The organism is Peribacillus tepidiphilus, from assembly GCF_009466385.1.
Lineage (GTDB): Bacteria > Bacillota > Bacilli > Bacillales > DSM-1321 > Bacillus_BN > Bacillus_BN tepidiphilus.
In genome coordinates, this window is record NZ_WIAQ01000004.1 from 50,699 (window position 1) to 68,204 (window position 17,506).

General features: G+C 39.6%; 13 protein-coding genes. 1 reads left to right on the plus strand and 12 read right to left on the minus strand.

Going from position 1 to position 17,506, the window contains the following annotated elements:
- Positions 1-14: 14 nt before the first annotated feature.
- Positions 15-1,793, minus strand: a complete 1,779-nt coding sequence (locus GD441_RS04355) for an ABC transporter ATP-binding protein (protein WP_153124093.1) — start codon at positions 1,791-1,793, stop codon at positions 15-17.
- A 172-nt stretch (positions 1,794-1,965) separates the two neighbouring features.
- Here GD441_RS04355 and GD441_RS04360 point away from each other — a divergent pair, with 172 nt between their 5' ends.
- Complete coding sequence (locus GD441_RS04360; RefSeq protein WP_153124095.1) at positions 1,966-3,402, plus strand: DDE-type integrase/transposase/recombinase; 1,437 nt, start codon at positions 1,966-1,968, stop codon at positions 3,400-3,402.
- Between the two features lie 221 nt (positions 3,403-3,623).
- Here GD441_RS04360 and smc read toward each other — a convergent pair whose 3' ends face one another.
- From smc to GD441_RS04415, 11 genes are all read right to left on the minus strand, one after another.
- A complete protein-coding gene (smc, locus tag GD441_RS04365; protein ID WP_153124097.1) occupies positions 3,624-7,223 on the minus strand; it encodes a chromosome segregation protein SMC in 3,600 nt (1,199 codons plus the stop codon).
- Positions 7,224-7,251: 28 nt separating this feature from the next.
- On the minus strand, positions 7,252-7,989 hold the full coding sequence (gene rnc / locus GD441_RS04370) for a ribonuclease III (protein ID WP_153124099.1): 738 nt from the start codon (positions 7,987-7,989) through the stop codon (positions 7,252-7,254).
- A gap of 315 nt (positions 7,990-8,304) precedes the next feature.
- Entirely contained in the window at positions 8,305-8,538 is a 234-nt protein-coding gene (gene acpP / locus GD441_RS04375) for an acyl carrier protein (RefSeq protein WP_153124101.1), read from the minus strand.
- Between the two features lie 91 nt (positions 8,539-8,629).
- Positions 8,630-9,373, minus strand: a complete 744-nt coding sequence (gene fabG, locus GD441_RS04380; RefSeq protein WP_153124103.1) for a 3-oxoacyl-[acyl-carrier-protein] reductase — start codon at positions 9,371-9,373, stop codon at positions 8,630-8,632.
- Entirely contained in the window at positions 9,373-10,317 is a 945-nt protein-coding gene (fabD, locus tag GD441_RS04385) for an ACP S-malonyltransferase (protein WP_153124105.1), read from the minus strand. The genes fabG and fabD overlap by 1 nt, the downstream gene beginning before the upstream one ends.
- A gap of 3 nt (positions 10,318-10,320) precedes the next feature.
- Positions 10,321-11,316 carry a phosphate acyltransferase PlsX gene (plsX, locus tag GD441_RS04390; protein WP_153124106.1) on the minus strand — a complete coding sequence of 332 codons (996 nt, stop codon included), beginning with the start codon at positions 11,314-11,316 and terminating at the stop codon, positions 10,321-10,323.
- The gene (fapR, locus tag GD441_RS04395) at positions 11,300-11,890 is read right to left on the minus strand and encodes a transcription factor FapR (RefSeq protein WP_153124108.1); all 591 of its coding nucleotides are present in this window, start codon (positions 11,888-11,890) and stop codon (positions 11,300-11,302) included. The genes plsX and fapR overlap by 17 nt, the downstream gene beginning before the upstream one ends.
- Positions 11,891-11,992: 102 nt before the next feature.
- The gene (gene recG / locus GD441_RS04400) at positions 11,993-14,041 is read right to left on the minus strand and encodes an ATP-dependent DNA helicase RecG (RefSeq protein ID WP_153124109.1); all 2,049 of its coding nucleotides are present in this window, start codon (positions 14,039-14,041) and stop codon (positions 11,993-11,995) included.
- Positions 14,038-14,922: an L-serine ammonia-lyase, iron-sulfur-dependent, subunit alpha gene (gene sdaAA, locus GD441_RS04405; RefSeq protein ID WP_153124111.1), complete on the minus strand. Its 885-nt coding sequence runs from the start codon at positions 14,920-14,922 to the stop codon at positions 14,038-14,040. The genes recG and sdaAA overlap by 4 nt, the downstream gene beginning before the upstream one ends.
- A 28-nt stretch (positions 14,923-14,950) precedes the next feature.
- A complete protein-coding gene (sdaAB, locus tag GD441_RS04410) occupies positions 14,951-15,613 on the minus strand; it encodes an L-serine ammonia-lyase, iron-sulfur-dependent subunit beta (protein ID WP_153124113.1) in 663 nt (220 codons plus the stop codon).
- Positions 15,614-15,823: 210 nt separating this feature from the next.
- A complete protein-coding gene (locus GD441_RS04415; protein ID WP_153124115.1) occupies positions 15,824-17,500 on the minus strand; it encodes a DAK2 domain-containing protein in 1,677 nt (558 codons plus the stop codon).
- Positions 17,501-17,506: the final 6 nt, after the last annotated feature.

Below are 17,506 nucleotides of genomic sequence, written 5' to 3' on the forward strand. Positions count from 1 at the left end.
TTATTTTAAATGGTTTATTCATTGACCACTACATTGATTTGATCTTGTAATCCATTTTGTAGCAAATACATTTTATAATATAATCCACGCTTTGCTAGCAATTCATAGTGGTTTCCTCGTTCCACAACTTCTCCGTTATGTAGGACTAAAATCAAATCCGCATCCTGTATTGTAGATAAACGATGGGCAATGGCTATAGTCGTGCGCCCTTTTCTCATTTTTTCCAACGCTTTTTGAATCGCTTCTTCCGTTTCCGTGTCGATATTAGCAGTAGCCTCATCCAAAATCAAGATTTTCGGATTCGTTGCGATCGTCCTCGCGAAAGCTATCAGTTGTCGCTGGCCGCTTGATAATGTAGCTCCTCTTTCTACAACGGGATGCTTATATTGGTCTGGCAATTCTTCAATAAAATGATGTGCTTGAACAAACTCACTTGCCTCCCTAATATCTTGCTCTGTTATCTCTTTGTTGTAAAGCCTAATATTATCCTCGATGTTTCCGAAAAAGAGAAAAGGATCTTGAAGCACCAACCCCATTTTTTTGCGAAGTTCTTCTTTTGAATAATCTCTAATTGAGCAATCGTCTATCAATATTTCTCCTTTGTCAAACTCGTAAAATCTCATGATTAAATTTATAATTGAACTTTTTCCACTTCCGGTATGACCGACAAGGGCAATCGTCTGGCCCGGATTGGCAGTAAATGAAATGTTTTTTAATACATCTTTTCTTCCATCATAAGAGAAGGACACATTTTTGAATTCAATTTTTCCGTGTGAAATTTCTTTTACTTTTCCAGATTGCCTTGGCTCTTCGTCCTTTTCGTCCATGACTTGAAAAACCCTTGTAGCAGAAACTATAGATTGCTGATACATAGAGAGACGCATCATCACTTGATTAATCGGTTCAAAAAAACGATCTAGATAATTAATAAATGCATATAAAACTCCGATCTCCACACCATGGTCAAAAGATGAAATACCAAAAAAACTAAGGACGATCATGAGAGCTAGAAAATATACTAGGTCAATGGCCGGGCGCAAAAGCAAACCATCCAGTTTAATATTTTTCATTCCTGCTTTATAGTGCAGGTCATTAATATATCCAAACTCATCCTGTAGCCGCTTTTCCTGCCTAAACACTTGAATGATGCTCATTCCCTGAAGAGATTCGTTCATTTTAGCATTTAGCTGAGAAAGACACTCCCTCATTTCATGATAATATTTAGAGCTATATTTTCTATACGTGTATATAATCCAATAGATGATAGGAAGAATCAGCAAACAAAACATCGCAAGCTTAGGATTTAAGAAAAACATTGCAATAAATATCCCTATAAGAAGAAATATACTTTGTACAAAAGTAGCTAGTACGTTTACAAACATATCTTTAATGGCCTCTGTGTCATTCGTAATCCTTGAGACTATGCTTCCACCCGGTGTTTTATCAAAATACCTCATGCCTAGCTTATGGATTTTTGAAAAAACGTCAACACGAAGCTGCTGGATGATTTTTAGTGCTATTTCATGAAACTTAACGAGCTGTAAATAGCTGAAAAACACATGTAAAATTTGGATCGTCAAATAGCCTGCTGCAAGAGCTGCAACAGGACCATAAACTATATGGCGGGGAGTTAAATAATTATCAATAAAAATTTTTATTAATATCGGTCCGGTAATATCTCCGATCGTAGTCAACAATAAGAAAAAAAATCCTAAAAGAATTAATCTTTTATGCGGTAAAGCATATGTTAAAAGTCTTTTTAGTACAGCCGTTTGTGATGGTTTCCCTTTCATAAATTACCCTCCATGCTCCACTACGTATTGTCAAAACTTTTATAGTAAATAGGTTAGTAAATCCTATATTAGAGGGCTTTTTGAGCAAAAAAATTGCCACCCCCTGAAATTTTTAGGTAATAGTGAGGTTACCACACCGACACTAAATCCCTAAATAAAGGAAGTGACAATCTTGTACCCTCAAATTATAACCTATTTATTAAATTTTATAAACTATCAAGAACAGGTAATTCGAACATTATTGACTCTTCTTGTGGGGAAGAGTATGTTCGACAAACCTTTAGATCAACCTGTAAAGCAAGAATATCGAAAGTTACAAATCGATGATTTACCCATGATTGAAACCTTGGAAAAGCTAGATTACCGAGTTCTCCTTGCGGAGTATCTGGAGAAGAACGGCAAGCCGTTAAAACCAGTAATTCGTCGGAAAAATGCCAAGGTAACTGTCCCAGATAAGTTGTGTTGTGTGCGGTGTGGTGCACCTTCAACATATCTGTACGCCAATAACGGTGATAAAGGTCAGTATCAATGTAAGGTGTGTGAATGTTTATTTAGCAATAAAAATCGCTTTGCCAAAGAGGCGATTTTAAAATGTCCTCATTGCCATAAAACACTTGAAAAAATCAAGGAACGAAAGGATTTTCTAGTATACAAGTGCAAGAATAACAGCTGTTCTTTCTACCAAAAGAATCTTAAAGGGATGTCTCAAAAAGACAAAAAGCAATTCAAGGAAGATCCCCAATTCTTCAAGATGCGTTATATTTACCGGCAGTTTCTCATTGATTTTAAGCCATTATCAAAAGAATCCCCGAAGAAACCAAAGGTAGACTTATCCAGACTGTATGTTTCACCACATACATTAGGATTGATCCTAACCTACCATGTAAACTATGGCCTTTCGGCCCGTAGGACTGCAGCAATCATGAAGGATGTTCATGGCGTATCAGTATCTCACCAGAGTATTCTTAATTACGAAAACGGCGTTGCACTATGGCTCAAGCCTTACGTAGATTACTACCCTTACGATCTTTCTGATCAGTTCTGTGGTGATGAGACTTACATTCGTGTAAACGGTAAGTGGCATTATCTCTTCTTCTTTTTTGACGCTGTGAAGAAGATTATTTTATCCTATCCGGTGTCGGCGAATCGTGATACTGTAACTGCCATTCGAGCTATTGATGAAGTTCTAGTTAAGCTAAAGGAGATTCCGGATAACCTATCTTTCGTAGTAGATGGGAACCCCATTTACCTTTTGGCACAACATTTCTTTGCGCAAAATGATATTCACTTTGATATCAAGCAAGTCATTGGTTTGACTAACGAAGATCCTGTCTCAACTGAATACCGCCCGCTAAAGCAAATCATCGAAAGACTTAATCGAACATTTAAGGGCAATTATCGTTCCACGCATGGTTTCGGTTCTGAACAAGGCTCTGTCTCTTTTGTGACGTTATTTGTGGCCTATTTCAACTTTCTAAGGCCCCACGCTTCATTGGAAGGGAAGGTACCTGTCATGATTCCAGAACTCGAGGAAATGCCCCACATGCCCGCCCGGTGGACGAAGTTAATTGAGCTCTCACAACAGTGGATAGCCGAACAGTCTTCCTAACTTTTTGTTTAGCTGAGCCCTTGTGCTTAGCAATCGGCGAAGCGAACTCTTGACAAACCGAATGGAGAAAAAGGTTAAAATTGGTAACGTCAAGGGCTATTTGCCATGCCTAACTTTTGTTCCCTTCGCCCTTGATGGCCGTATCGCAACCTTTTTCGACTGTTTGTCAAGAGCGATTGCGGACTTGGCTATTCCTGAAATCCTGGCGGAGATGCCTAGAACTAGTTTTTCATAGAACTTTTGACACTACCTTTCGTTTCTACGAATTCTTTTGATTCTTGGTCCAAGCGGACAGACACTAGCTTTGATACTCCTGATTCCTGCATAGTAATGCCATACAGTACATCTGCTGATTCCATCGTTCCTTTACGATGGGTAATAACGATGAACTGAGTTTGTGTACTAAATCTTTTTAAGTATTGACTGAAACGATAAACGTTCGCTTCATCCAATGCTGCTTCTACCTCATCAAGCACACAAAACGGAACAGGACGAACTTTCAAAATCGAGAATAGCAATGCGATGGCTGTAAGGGCCCTTTCTCCACCAGAAAGAAGACCAAGATTTTGCAGCTTCTTACCAGGAGGCTGAGCAACGATTTCAACTCCAGTATTCAACAGGTCTGTTGGGTCGGTCAGCCTCAATTCAGCCCTGCCACCCCCAAATAACTCAACAAAAACCTGTCCAAACTGTTCTTTAATCGCAGTGAAGGATTCTTCAAACCTTCTTTTCATTTCTTCGTCCATCTCTTCAATTACCTGAAATAATGTATCTTTAGCTTCCTGTAGATCTTTACGCTGCTCAGATAGGAACTTGTATCGTTCAGAAACACGCTCATATTCATCAATTGCGCCAAGATTAACGGTACCAAGCTCGTCGATCGCTAATTTTATTAGCTTCACTTTTTTCCGTGCTTCTTCAACCGGAATCGTTAATGGATATTTTTCTTTTGCAGCTTCATAGGTTAAAAAATATTCCTCTCTTAAATGATTTAACCTATTTTCAAGTTCTACATCGAGACGATTCAACTTTACCTCTTCATCCTTTAACGCATGAACCAATCCTTTATATTGCCTTTTAATCTCTTTTACATCAAGTTCTACGTCTTCTAGTAGAGATTGAAGCTTACTTCTTTCTTCTCTTCTAGATGAAATAAGCTTAACCGTTTCATTTTTATCATGAAGCTTTTTACGTGAAGCTTCTTCAAGCATTTCTTCTCCGCTTGTACTGTCATTCATTTCAGACGTCAACAAAGATAAATCCTCTTCTATTTCCTTTGCTTTGGATGTAAAATGCTGCAAGTCTGACAAGATTCGGTCATATTTATCCTGTTGATTTTGAAGCTGTTCACGTTTTGCTGCTAATTGGATCTTAAGTTCATGGTTATAGGATATCACTGCTTCCTTGGAGTTTTGCTGAGATTGCTTTTTCTCATTCAACTCCTTTATTTGAGCATCTAAACTAGCTAATTCTTGTTCACATTCCAATAATAGCTGTTTTAATGAAACCAAGCGCTCATTTTTCTCATCCTGTTCTTCATGTAGCAGCGCTTTTTCCATGTCATAAAGAGAAAGCCTTTCGTTAACGTTCTTTTCTCTTAGCTCAACTTCTCTAATATTACTTTTTATGGCCTGTTCCTGCAAACGAAGCTGTTCTCCTTTTGTACGCAACTCTTCGAGAAGAGAGTTTTGATTTGCGACTTTCTCTTTTAACTTTTTGACGGATGACTCTAGCTCTGACGTTTTCATCTCCATCGCCTGTAATTTTTCTCTCAACTCTTCTAGTTCACCTTTTCGAGATAAAAGAGAGCTTCCTTTTTTATTGGTTGCACCACCCGTCATCGAGCCACCCGGATTGACTACATCTCCATCCAGCGTTACAAAACGATATTTATGGCCAACCATACGAGCTAGCTCGTTCGCACCTTTTAAATCATTTGTAATAATGACTGTTCCAAGTAAATTTGAGAAAACAGCCTCGTATCTTTTTTCATAATCGATGAGTTGGGAAGCTACTCCTTTAAAAGACGGATGACTTTGCATCATGGTTAGTTGACTTAAAGGAATATCTCTTCCTTTAATAACTGAAAGAGGTAAAAAAGTAGCTCTGCCGTATGAATTCTTTTTTAGATAAGCAATGGCTGAGCGAGCATTTTCTTCATGATCGACAACGATATGCTGCATCGCTCCACCTAGTGCTGTTTCAATAGCTGTCTGAAGCTCCTTAGGAACTTTAAGAAGCTCTGCTACCGCTCCTTCTATACCTTGAAGTGGTTTTCCTTTGGCCTTCAACACTTCTTTTACACCTTGAAAGAAGCCGGCATACTCTTCTTCCATTTCTTCTAGCATTTCAATTCTAGATTTTGTTTGCTGAACATATTGATACGCTTGATAGAGAGTAGATTCCTGTTTTTGATATTGATTTGACAAAGTGTCTAGCTTTTTCTGTTCTTCCCTGTAAGTGGCTACTCCACTTTCTAGCTGTGATTGAACGTGGGACAAAGTTTGCAGCAATTCTGCTTTTTTGTCTTCTACTTCTTTTCTCTCCATTAAATATTTTTCGTTCTCTTGATCTAGCTTATCGTGCTTGATTTTGTAGGAATGAACTTGCTGCTCGATGAGTTGGAATTCATTCTTTGCTGCAGCTTGTTTATTAAGCCATTCGATATAGTCGCTTTTTAATGTTTCAATCATGCTTTCTATATTTTGATTGAACATTGTAAGCTGTTTTTCATTTTCTTTTAAACTGTTTTGTAGTTCTAAACATTCACTTTTTAGTTTCTCTAAGGCGTTTTCTTCCAACTCTTTTTGCTTCGTTAGAGTTACGATGCTGTGTTTGGCTTCAGACAAGGCTTTTTCGAGCACTAGCTTGTTTTGCGCAGCATTTTTCTTTCTTTCCTTTAATACCTCTTTCCGCCCTTCTAACTTTTCCAACTCCTGACTTGTCAATAAGAGGACCTCTTGTAGATCTGTAATTGACTCATCCAACGCTGCTATTTTATCTCGATATTGCTCTACTAGTGCTTCTTTTTTTTGCAGGTCAGAGGACATCGAGAGCTCTTGGTCACGATGTGCCTCTAACTCTTTAGAAAGAAGTTCCCATTTTTCATGAAGAGACTCAATTTCATATACAATAAGGGCAACCTCACTGTTTTCTAATTCTTCCTTCTTTTCAAGATAATCTCTTGCTATGGATGCCTGAATTTTTAGAGGCTCTACCTGACCTTCTAGCTCATGCAAGATATCTTGGACGCGGTTTAAATTTTCTTGGGTCTCTAAAAGCTTTGTTTCGGCCTTCTTTTTTCGGGTTTTATACTTTAAAACGCCCGCAGCTTCTTCAAAAATCGTTCTTCTATCTTCAGCCTTACTACTTAATATTTCCTCTACTTTCCCTTGACTGATGATAGAAAATGCTTCTCTTCCTAGACCGGAATCCATAAATAAGTCAACAATATCCTTCAGTCGACAAGCTTGTTTATTGATGAAAAATTCGCTGTCACCAGAACGATACACTCTTCTTGTGATACTGACTTCCTGATAATCAATCGGCAAAAAATGCTTTTCATTATCTAATGTTAACGTTACCTCGGCAAAGTTTAGAGGCTTTCTTGAATCACTTCCGGCAAAAATAATATCTTCCATTTTTGCTCCACGAAGAGATTTGGCAGATTGTTCCCCAAGCACCCATCTAATTGCATCCGTTACATTACTTTTACCGCTACCATTTGGTCCAACTACAGCGGTTACACCTGGAACAAAATCAATTGATATCCTTTCAGCAAAGGATTTAAATCCTACTACATCCAATCGTTTGAGGAACACATTCTTTCCCCCTTATTTTTTGAATCTACTATTTCTTTTCTTCATTTTTCAGCTTTTTTAGCGCCTGCTGTGCTGCAAGCTGCTCCGCTTCTTTCTTGGACCGACCCATACCGATCCCTAAAATTTCACCATTTAAAGACACCTTCGAAACAAATTCCTTATTATGGGCCGGACCTTTTTCTTGCATAACCTCGTACTCGATCGTACCATTTCCGCCTCGCTGAACAAGTTCCTGCAGCTGGCTTTTAAAATCCATCACATGAGAAAAAGCACCGTCATTTATTTTTGGGAACACAGTTTTTTCAAGAAATTTTATCACAGCATCTAAACCATGATCTAAATAAAGTGCACCAATGAATGCTTCGAAAACATCCGCCAAGAGCGCAGGACGTTCCCTTCCTCCTGTCATTTCTTCTCCTTTTCCAAGCAATACTAATTTGCCAAAGGATAGTTCGTTAGCAAATACGACTAATGAGGGCTCACAGACAATTGCAGCACGAAGTTTTGTAAGCTCTCCTTCACTCATGGTCGGAAATTTATGATATAAATACTGAGATATCGTCAATTCCAATACAGCGTCCCCTAAAAATTCAAGCCTTTCATTGTCTTCATATGGCATTCGGCGATGCTCATTCACATAAGATGAATGGGTAAAAGCTTGCTTTAATAATTTTTCATTCTTAAACGTGAATCCTATTTGATCTTGAAAGTCTTTAAATAGTAGATCCTTTACGTTATTTCGCTTTGACCTTGCATACTTTCGCATAATTTCCTCCTGAAAAAATTACATGCAATATGTACCACTATAATAGGATTTTGTTTATAAAGGCAAGCGATCATACAAAATAGCAATAAGAAAGCCCCGTTAAATAAACGGAGCTCAGGCTGTCCAAAAAAACTCGCCTCCATCGTTACACTCCAAATTAAGACATAATATATAGATAATCCCTCTCACCTAATGGAACGATTTAGGGCTGATAAGCTTTGTCAAACAGCCTGAGTTTTTTACTAATTACACTTCTACTACAAACTAAAGCCCCGTTATCGCCATAACGGAGCTTCATTTCATGAGAACATTTCATTACATATTGCTTTGTATGTAATTCACTGCGTCTCCGACAGTGGAGATTTTCTCAGCATCATCGTCTGAAATTTCCATTCCGAATTCGTCTTCAAGTTCCATTACTAACTCAACTACATCAAGGGAATCAGCACCAAGGTCCTCTTTAAATGAAGCCTCAAGCTTTACTTCAGACTCATCTACTCCAAGACGGTCAACAATGATTTTCGTTACACGCTCTAAAACGTCTGCCACTCTAATCACCTCCCCTCAAGCCATTATAGTGTATTTTTTTAAAATAATAAACTAATTTTACGAAAAGCGGAAGGCGCCCGCCTAAACGAGATTACATGACCATACCACCATCAATGTGGAGGGTTTGACCAGTCATATAAGAGCTGTCATCCGAAGCAAGGAAGGTTACGACCTTCGCAATATCCTTCGGTTCCCCAAATCTTGCCAGTGGAATTTGAGATAACATCGCTTGTTTGACATCTTCTGTCAGCTTATCTGTCATATCTGTTGTGATAAACCCTGGGGCGACCGCATTGACGGTAATGTTTCTTGCAGCCAGTTCTTTTGCCGTTGTTTTTGTCAGACCAATGACCCCAGCCTTAGCTGCAACATAATTCGCTTGTCCCGGATTACCACTTACACCTACAATGGAAGCAACATTAATGATTCTTCCATACCGTTGTTTCATCATTTGACGGGTTACTGCTTTCGTGCAAAGGAATACCCCTTTTAAATTGGTATTGATGACATCATCCCACTCTTCCTCCTTCATTCTCATAAGGAGATTATCCCGAGTGATGCCAGCGTTATTTACAAGAATATCAAGTGCACCGAATTCTTCAATAACCTTTTTTACCATATTTGTGACGGATTCTGAATTAGACACATCACATTGAATGGCAATTGCATTCCGTCCCATTTCTTTAATTGCGTCAACGACTTCCATTGCTTTCGCTTCGCTTCCGGCATAATTGACTGCAACATCCGCTCCTTGAGCAGCCAGTTCCAATGCGATTTCTCTTCCAATCCCTCTTGAAGCTCCTGTGACAAGAGCCTTTTTACCATCAAGCTTCATTAAGATTCCCCCTTTAAGGATGTAACCGTTGCTTGGTAGGAAGCCTCATCGAAAACCGAAAACACTTGTGATTTTCGGTCGATTTTTTTAATTAATCCTGCCAAAACCTTTCCTGGTCCAATTTCTATAAAAGTGTCCACACCAAGCTCCATCATTCTTTTTACTGAATCCTCCCATAAGACAGGTGAATAGAGCTGCTCTAGAAGTCTTTGTTTGATTTCCTCCGGCTCATCCATTGGTGAAGCTGTCACATTTGAGATAACCGGAACCAGTGCTTTTTGTATGGAAATAGAATCTAATACTTCTTGAAGCTTTGTAGCAGCAGGCTTCATTAAGATCGAATGGAACGGTCCGCTAACTTCAAGAGGAATCACTCTTTTGGCACCTTTTGTTTTTGCAAGCTCTGAAGCTTCTAATACACCTTGTGCAGTACCAGAAATGACAATCTGTCCAGGGCTGTTAATGTTTGCAAGCTGTACAATATTTCCTTTTGCAGTGACTTCATCCGTCGCTTCTTTAAGTGCTTCGCGATCCATCCCAAGAACAGCTGCCATTTTACCTTGTCCGTTTGGAACTGCTTCCTCCATGAATTCGCCACGCTTCCTGACAGTGAACACACCGTCTTCAAACGGAATCGATCCAGCAGCAACTAAGGCGGTATACTCTCCTAAACTATGACCGGCCATAAAGTCCGCTTTTATACCAGATTGCTGAAATCTCTTTAACAAGGCAATGCTTGTGGTTAATAATGCCGGTTGGGCATTTATCGTGAGGGTCAATTGATCTTGGGGACCCTCAAAAATTAGTTTTGAAAGACTCTCACTTAAACGTGCGTCTGCTTGTTCAAAGACAGCTTTAACGTCGTCAAAAGAGTCGTATAAGTCTTTCCCCATTCCAACGGCTTGTGAGCCTTGCCCTGGAAAAACAAATGCAATTTTCCCCATCCATCATTCTCCTTGTCCGTTTTTCGATATACTTTCTCGAATGGTGTCAGCAACTTTATGCTCTACCATAATCTTTGCTTGCCTAATCGCATTAAAGATTGCATTGGCGTCAGAAGACCCATGCGCTTTAATGACAGGTGCCTTTAATCCAAACAAGCCTGCTCCTCCATATTCTGAGTAGTCCAACTTATTTTTGATTTTTACAAGCTCTGGTTTCAAAACTGCTGCCGCTAGCTTAGATTTGAAGTTGCTTGTTAATGCTTCTTTTAGCATTTTGAAGATTGAAAGAGCGGTTCCTTCAACTGTTTTCAAGACCATATTACCTGTGAAGCCATCCGTCACAACCACATCTGCAACGCCTTCAAGTAAATCTCTTGCTTCTACATTACCAACGAAGTTAAGATCTGCTTCTTTTAGCAAAGTAAAAGCAGCCTTTGTCAGCTCATTCCCTTTTTTATCTTCCGTTCCAATGTTCAGCAAGCCTAGCCGCGGCCGATTGATTCCACGGACCTTTTCTGCATATATCGAACCCATAATCGCAAATTGCAAAAGGTGCTCAGGTCTTGCGTCGGCATTTGCCCCAACATCTAGCAATAAAAATCCATCCCCTTCTAGAGTAGGTAGTGTAGGGGCTAACGCAGGCCGCTCAATCCCTTCGATGCGTCCAACTACAAACAATCCTGATGCCATCAATGCACCGGTATTCCCGGCAGAAATACATGCATCAGCTTGACCATCAGATACTGCTTGCGCCGCTAACACCATAGAAGCATTTTTCTTTCTTCTTACTGCTCTTACAGGCTCATCAGTGGGAAGAATGGTTTCTTCTGTATGCAAGATGGATATACGATCGTTATATTCTAAATGTTTTTTTATCTCCTGTTCATTGCCCACTAAAACAATTTCAAGATCAGGAAATGCTTTGACAGCTTTCATCGCTCCCTCAACAGGAGCCTTAGGTGCATGATCTCCGCCCATAGCGTCAATTATGATTTTCATTTTTTTCATCCTTTTTTGCTTTGTTAGATCTATACATTTCAAAAGTTCCTTTAAAGACTAGTTCTTTTCCTACGTAGCTTTCTACATCTACGAAAGTTCTATCTTGTAATTTTTCTGTCACTTTCGCTTTCGCTACGACTCTTTCATTTTCTTTTACGGAACGTGTAAATTGAATAGTCGCTTTAGCCGTTAAAGCCAGTTCGTCATCGATCACAGCTACAGCTAGAGAATTAGCCTGAGCAAACAGATGGTGTCCACGGGCTATACCGTTACGCTTAAACACATGCTCACGCTTCACATCAAAAATGGAAATGGCACTTTCATCAAGCTGTATGTCAATAATATCTCCAATGACCTCTTCAATCGGTAATGATTTGATTTCATCACTGAATTTTTTCTCAGCAACATGCTTTATTCTTTCCCTCAATTCGGGAATTGATCTTTCAAGCCTGTCTAAGCGAATGGTTTGTACACTGACAGAAAATTTTTCAGCAAGCTCCTCGTCCGTAATAAAAGGATTTTGTTCGATTGTTTCAAGTAGAAGCTGCTGCCGCTCCTTTTTGTTTCTTCGCATAACCTTTCACCATCCGTACTATTATGACTAGGTACTAATAGTAGTATATATATAAAAAAAACAGATTGCAAGAATTTGATTACATCTTGCAATCTGAAAACATTAATCCAATTTTTCTCCTTCAAGAACCCCACTGTCTTTCAAATATTTTCTGAGCGGGCTATACTCCGGTTCAGTCCAAAAGCTTTGAGAGGAAACCAATTTTGCAGCGTCATCTCTAGCTACTTCAAGAACTCTATAATCATGTACCATGTCCGCAACCTTAAATTCAGGCAGACCACTTTGCTTCTTCCCGAAAAAGTCTCCTGGCCCTCTCAGTTCCAAATCCTTCTCAGAAAGAACAAAACCATCATTTGTTTCCGTCATGATTCTCATTCTTTCCTTGCCATTTTCCGATTTAGGATCAGCAAGCAATATACAATAGGATTGATCGCTTCCACGGCCTACTCGTCCACGTAGCTGGTGAAGCTGTGATAATCCAAACCTTTCAGCATCATAAATCAGCATAAAGGTCGCATTTGGAACATTCACTCCCACTTCTACAACCGTTGTAGAAACTAAAACCTGAATTTTATTTTCACTATACTCCTTCATGACTTCCTCTTTTTCAGAAGGATGAAGCTTGCCGTGCATCAATCCAACTTTAAAGCGCCCAGAAAAATATTGGGTTAAAACGTTATGGACATCAATGGCGTTTTGAAGGTCAAGCTTTTCAGATTCTTCAATTAACGGACAAATGACATAAGCTTGCCGTCCTTTTCGCAATTCTTTTTCCATGAACGCCAATACTCTTTCAAGCATATCGTGCTTTGCCCAATATGTTTCAATCGTCTTTCTACCAGCAGGCATTTCATCAATGATTGATACATCCATTTCACCAAATACTGTGATGGCAAGAGTTCGTGGAATTGGTGTGGCAGTCATGAACAACACATCCGGACTTTCACCTTTTTCTCGTAAAATTCGTCTTTGCTCCACACCAAAGCGATGCTGTTCATCTGTAATGACCAATCCAAGCTTTTGGAAATTCACTTCATCCTGTATAAGTGCATGCGTTCCAATTATTGTATGGATCTTTCCTTGTGCCAACTCATACAGAATTTCCTTCCGTTTTTTCCCTTTCACTGAACTAGTTAATAATGCTACATTGACTCCCATTGGTTGAAGCAATTTCGACAAAGACTGAAAATGCTGTTCAGCCAAAATTTCTGTCGGAACCATTAGGGCTCCTTGAAATCCTGCCGTATGCGAGGCAAAAAGAGCAATTGATGCGACAACTGTTTTCCCTGAACCTACGTCACCTTGAAGAAGCCTGTTCATCCGATAAGGAGACTTCATGTCCGCAAGAATTTCATTCACAACCCTTTTTTGTGCAGAAGTTAACGGAAAAGGCAATGTGGCTATATATTGCTTTAACAATGGCAATTGATATTTTTGTTGAACACCCATAGAGTTTTCACGTTGTATTTTACGCAAAGCCTGCATTTTTAATTGAAACAATAAAAACTCCTCATAGATCATCCTTCTTCTTGCCTGTTTCAAGTCATTGCTGTCTTTCGGAAAATGCATGGCCTTTAAGGCTAGGTGCCGTGACAATAATTTATATTTTTGTATAAGTGAGGCTGGTAGGTTCTCCTCGATCCAGTTTCCATAGGACAGAAATGCGTTTTGTATATATTTCCTTAACGATTTTACAGTAACACTCCCTTTTATAGAGTAGACCGGTTCAAGTTCCCGTTCATGATGATGATGACCGACTTTCATTTCATTCACTGTGATCGTTTGTCGATTTCGGTCCCATTTACCAGTCACGGTAATGGTTTCATTTAATACAATTTTATTTTTTAAATACGGCTGATTAAAAAATACGGCTGATATTAAGTATCTTCCTACTAGAAGTTTTACGGTAAGGCGAGATTTCTTACGAGAATAATAGATCAGAGAAGGCTCACTATGTACAACCCCCTCCACTGTCACTCTCTCTTCATGTTGAACTTCAGCTAGATCCTTTAGCCGATAATCTTCATATCTAAAAGGTAAATACTCGATTAAATCTTGCACGGTTTCAATATTCATTTCACGTAAGCTTGCAGCTGTTTCCTCACCGATTCCTTTGATGACTGTTACTGGTTCTTGAAGAGATTGTGTCACTTCTTATTGAGCGGCAATCCGAAAATTTTCGCTTCCAACTCCCGGCCAGTCGGAGTTGCCGCTAACCCTCCCTGAGCAGTTTCTCGTAAGGCGACAGGCATAGTCTGACCTATTTTATACATCGCTTCAATCACTTCATCACAAGGAATTCGGCTCGTAATACCTGCAAGCGCCATATCAGCCGCTACCATGGCATTTGCAGCTCCCATAGCATTTCTTTTCACGCATGGGACTTCTACAAGACCTGCAACAGGGTCACAAACAAGTCCCAGCATATTTTTCAGTGTAATGGCCATCGCCTCGGCACACTGGGATGGAGTTCCACCTGCCATTTCCACAATGGCTGCAGCGGCCATTCCTGATGCAGAACCGACTTCCGCTTGGCAGCCCCCAGCAGCTCCTGAAATGGAAGCATTGTTGGCCACAACAAAACCAAACGCTCCAGCTGTAAAAAGAAACTCGACCATTTGCTGTCTTGTTGGATTCAACTTATTTTTCACAGCAAACAGTGTGCCTGGAACGACTCCGGCAGAACCAGCAGTTGGTGTTGCGCAAATCGTACCCATTGCTGCATTTACTTCATTAGTTGCCACAGCCTTGCTAACGGCATCCAGAAGTAGGTCTCCGGATAAGCTCTTCCCGCTTTTTATATAATTCTGAAGCAAAACTGCATCTCCACCTGTCAATCCCGAATGTGACTGCACACCTTTTAGACCTCTTTCTACTGCTTTTTCCATCACTTCAAGGTTGGTCTCCATTTGCTGTAAGATTGTCTCTCGGGATTTTCCTGTTACTGCCATTTCTTGCTCAATCATAATTTGTGAAATTTTAACATTTTTACTTTCAGCCAATTCAACCAGCTCTGCTACATTGCGGAACATATCGATTCCTCCCTTCAAGGTGGTAATTTTATTCCACAATTTTCGTGACACGAGTTATGTTAGGCAGTTGTGATATTTCTTTTAATATATCATCTTCTATATTTTGGTCGACTTCAATCGTCATTAAAGCCATTTTTCCTTTTTCTTTTCTAGAAACTTCCATATGCCCAATATTAATTTGATGTTTTGCCAACACATTCGATACACTTGCAATCGTACCATATTTATCATTATGAACGACCAGGATTGCCGGATGATGTCCAGATAATTTAAGTTTAAACCCGTTCAATTCAATGATTTCAATTTTTCCGCCACCAATTGAAATTCCTACGAGCTCTAAGTCACCATTTTCATCTCCCATTTTTATTCTGACTGTATTTGGATGATCTGTTATAGCATCTTCTTCAATAAAACGGACGGCAATTCCTTTTTGCTTAGCAAGTTCAAGAGATTGAATAATTCTTGTATCAAAGGTGTCAAAGTCAAGAATCCCACCCACTATCGCTACATCTGTTCCATGGCCTTTATATGTTTTTGCAAATGATCCGTATAAAGAAATTTCTACCCATTTAGGCTCTCTGCTGAACAGACTTCTTGCCACTCTTCCGATCCGAGCTGCACCGGCGGTATGCGAGCTTGAAGGACCAATCATGACTGGACCGATTATGTCAAATACGCTTTTATACTTCATAGCTTCCTCCCCAATCAATCTTAATTTCAAAATAAAGGGATAAGGCAGACAAAAAAACAGTGGAATCCATAATAAAAGGCCGACTCAGGAAAACGTCCCTCATGGTAATGATCGGCAATGTAATTTGACCATGGAGGAAGCTTTCTTTGTTTGAGTCAGCCTTATATATATTCGATTTTAGCTTAGAGTATATCTAAAGCAGGATCATTCTTATTCAATAGAAAAAATAAATGCATAGAGAGGTTGTTTTCCATTATGAACTTCTACTTCAGCATCTTCAAACTTCTCTTCGCAATAAGCCACCAGCTCTTCTACTTCTTCTTCTGTTGCATCTTCACCGTAGAGAATTGTCAAAATTTCAGAGTCATCCGTCATCATTTCATCTAATAATTGTTTAGCTGCTTGAAGCTTATCTTTGTTTTTGACTTTAATTTTACCGTCAGCTATTCCCATAAAGTCCCCATTTTCGATTTCAAGACCGTCAATGTTTGTATCCCTTACAGCAAAAGTGATTTGACCTGTTTTGACCGTATCTAAAGCACGGACCATATTGGCTTCATTGTCTTCAACAGCTGCAGCAGGGTTAAAGGCTAATAATGCGGTCATGCCTTGCGGAACCGTCTTAGATGGGATGACAATGACATTTTCTTCTACCAACTCGGCTGCTTGCTGTGCCGCCATGATAATATTTTTATTATTAGGTAGAATAATAATGTTTTTTGCATTCACTTCTTTAATGGCCTTAACAAAATCCTCCGTACTCGGATTCATCGTTTGACCGCCTTCAATCACTGCTTTTGCACCAATGCTTTTAAACAGCTCGGCAATGCCCTCACCCATCGCTACAGTTATGATTCCGTATTCTTCTTTCTTTTTAGGGGCTTTCGTTTCTGTTTGTAATGGTGTTTGGGCTTCAACAATACTTGAATGTTGTTCTCTCATATTTTCAATCTTGATTTTGATCAAACTTCCGTATTTTTGCCCATAGTTCAAGCACTCACCAGGCTGCTCTGAGTGAATGTGCACTTTCACTATTTCTTCATCGGAAATAACAAGCAGAGAATCACCGTATTGGCTTAAATCCTGACGGAATGTATCTTCATTGAAAGGATTGTTTGCAAGTTTGTCTTTTTCAAGCTTTACCATGAATTCGGTACAATATCCAAATTCGATATCTTCTGTATTGATATGACCTTGAACACTTTTATGATGCTCTGCACTTACGAGCTCGTCCATTGAAGGCAGAGACGAAGGAACATCCGAAAGCTTTTCACCTTTAAGCTCGGCTAGGAACCCTTCATATACCAATACCAATCCTTGTCCACCGCTGTCGACAACACCGACTTCCTTTAAAACAGGCAAAAGTTCAGGTGTTCTGTTAAGGGAGGCTTTTGCTTCTTTTACGATTTCCTCCATCACCTTAACGATATCATCCGTATTTTTTGCAGCTGCAAGTCCTTTTTTCGCAGCATCTTTGGCTACCGTCAAAATTGTTCCTTCTACAGGCTTCATGACGGCTTTGTAAGCTGTTTCTACACCTGCTTCAAATGCAGCAGCAAATTCCTTGCTGTTGATGGAGCTTTTTTGCTCAATTGATTTTGCGAAGCCACGGAATAGCTGGGAAAGGATTACCCCTGAGTTACCTCTGGCACCCATGAGCAAACCTTTTGCCAAAGCCGAACCAACTTTTCCGATATGCTCTTGAACATTATTTCGAACTTCCTTTGCACCGGAAGTCATAGATAAATTCATATTTGTCCCGGTATCTCCATCCGGAACTGGAAAAACGTTTAGAGCATCAACCATCTTCGCATTCACAGAAAGATGATTCGCTCCCTGTATAACCATTTCAGCAAAACGTTTTCCATCTAGAGTTTTGATCGACACTAATTC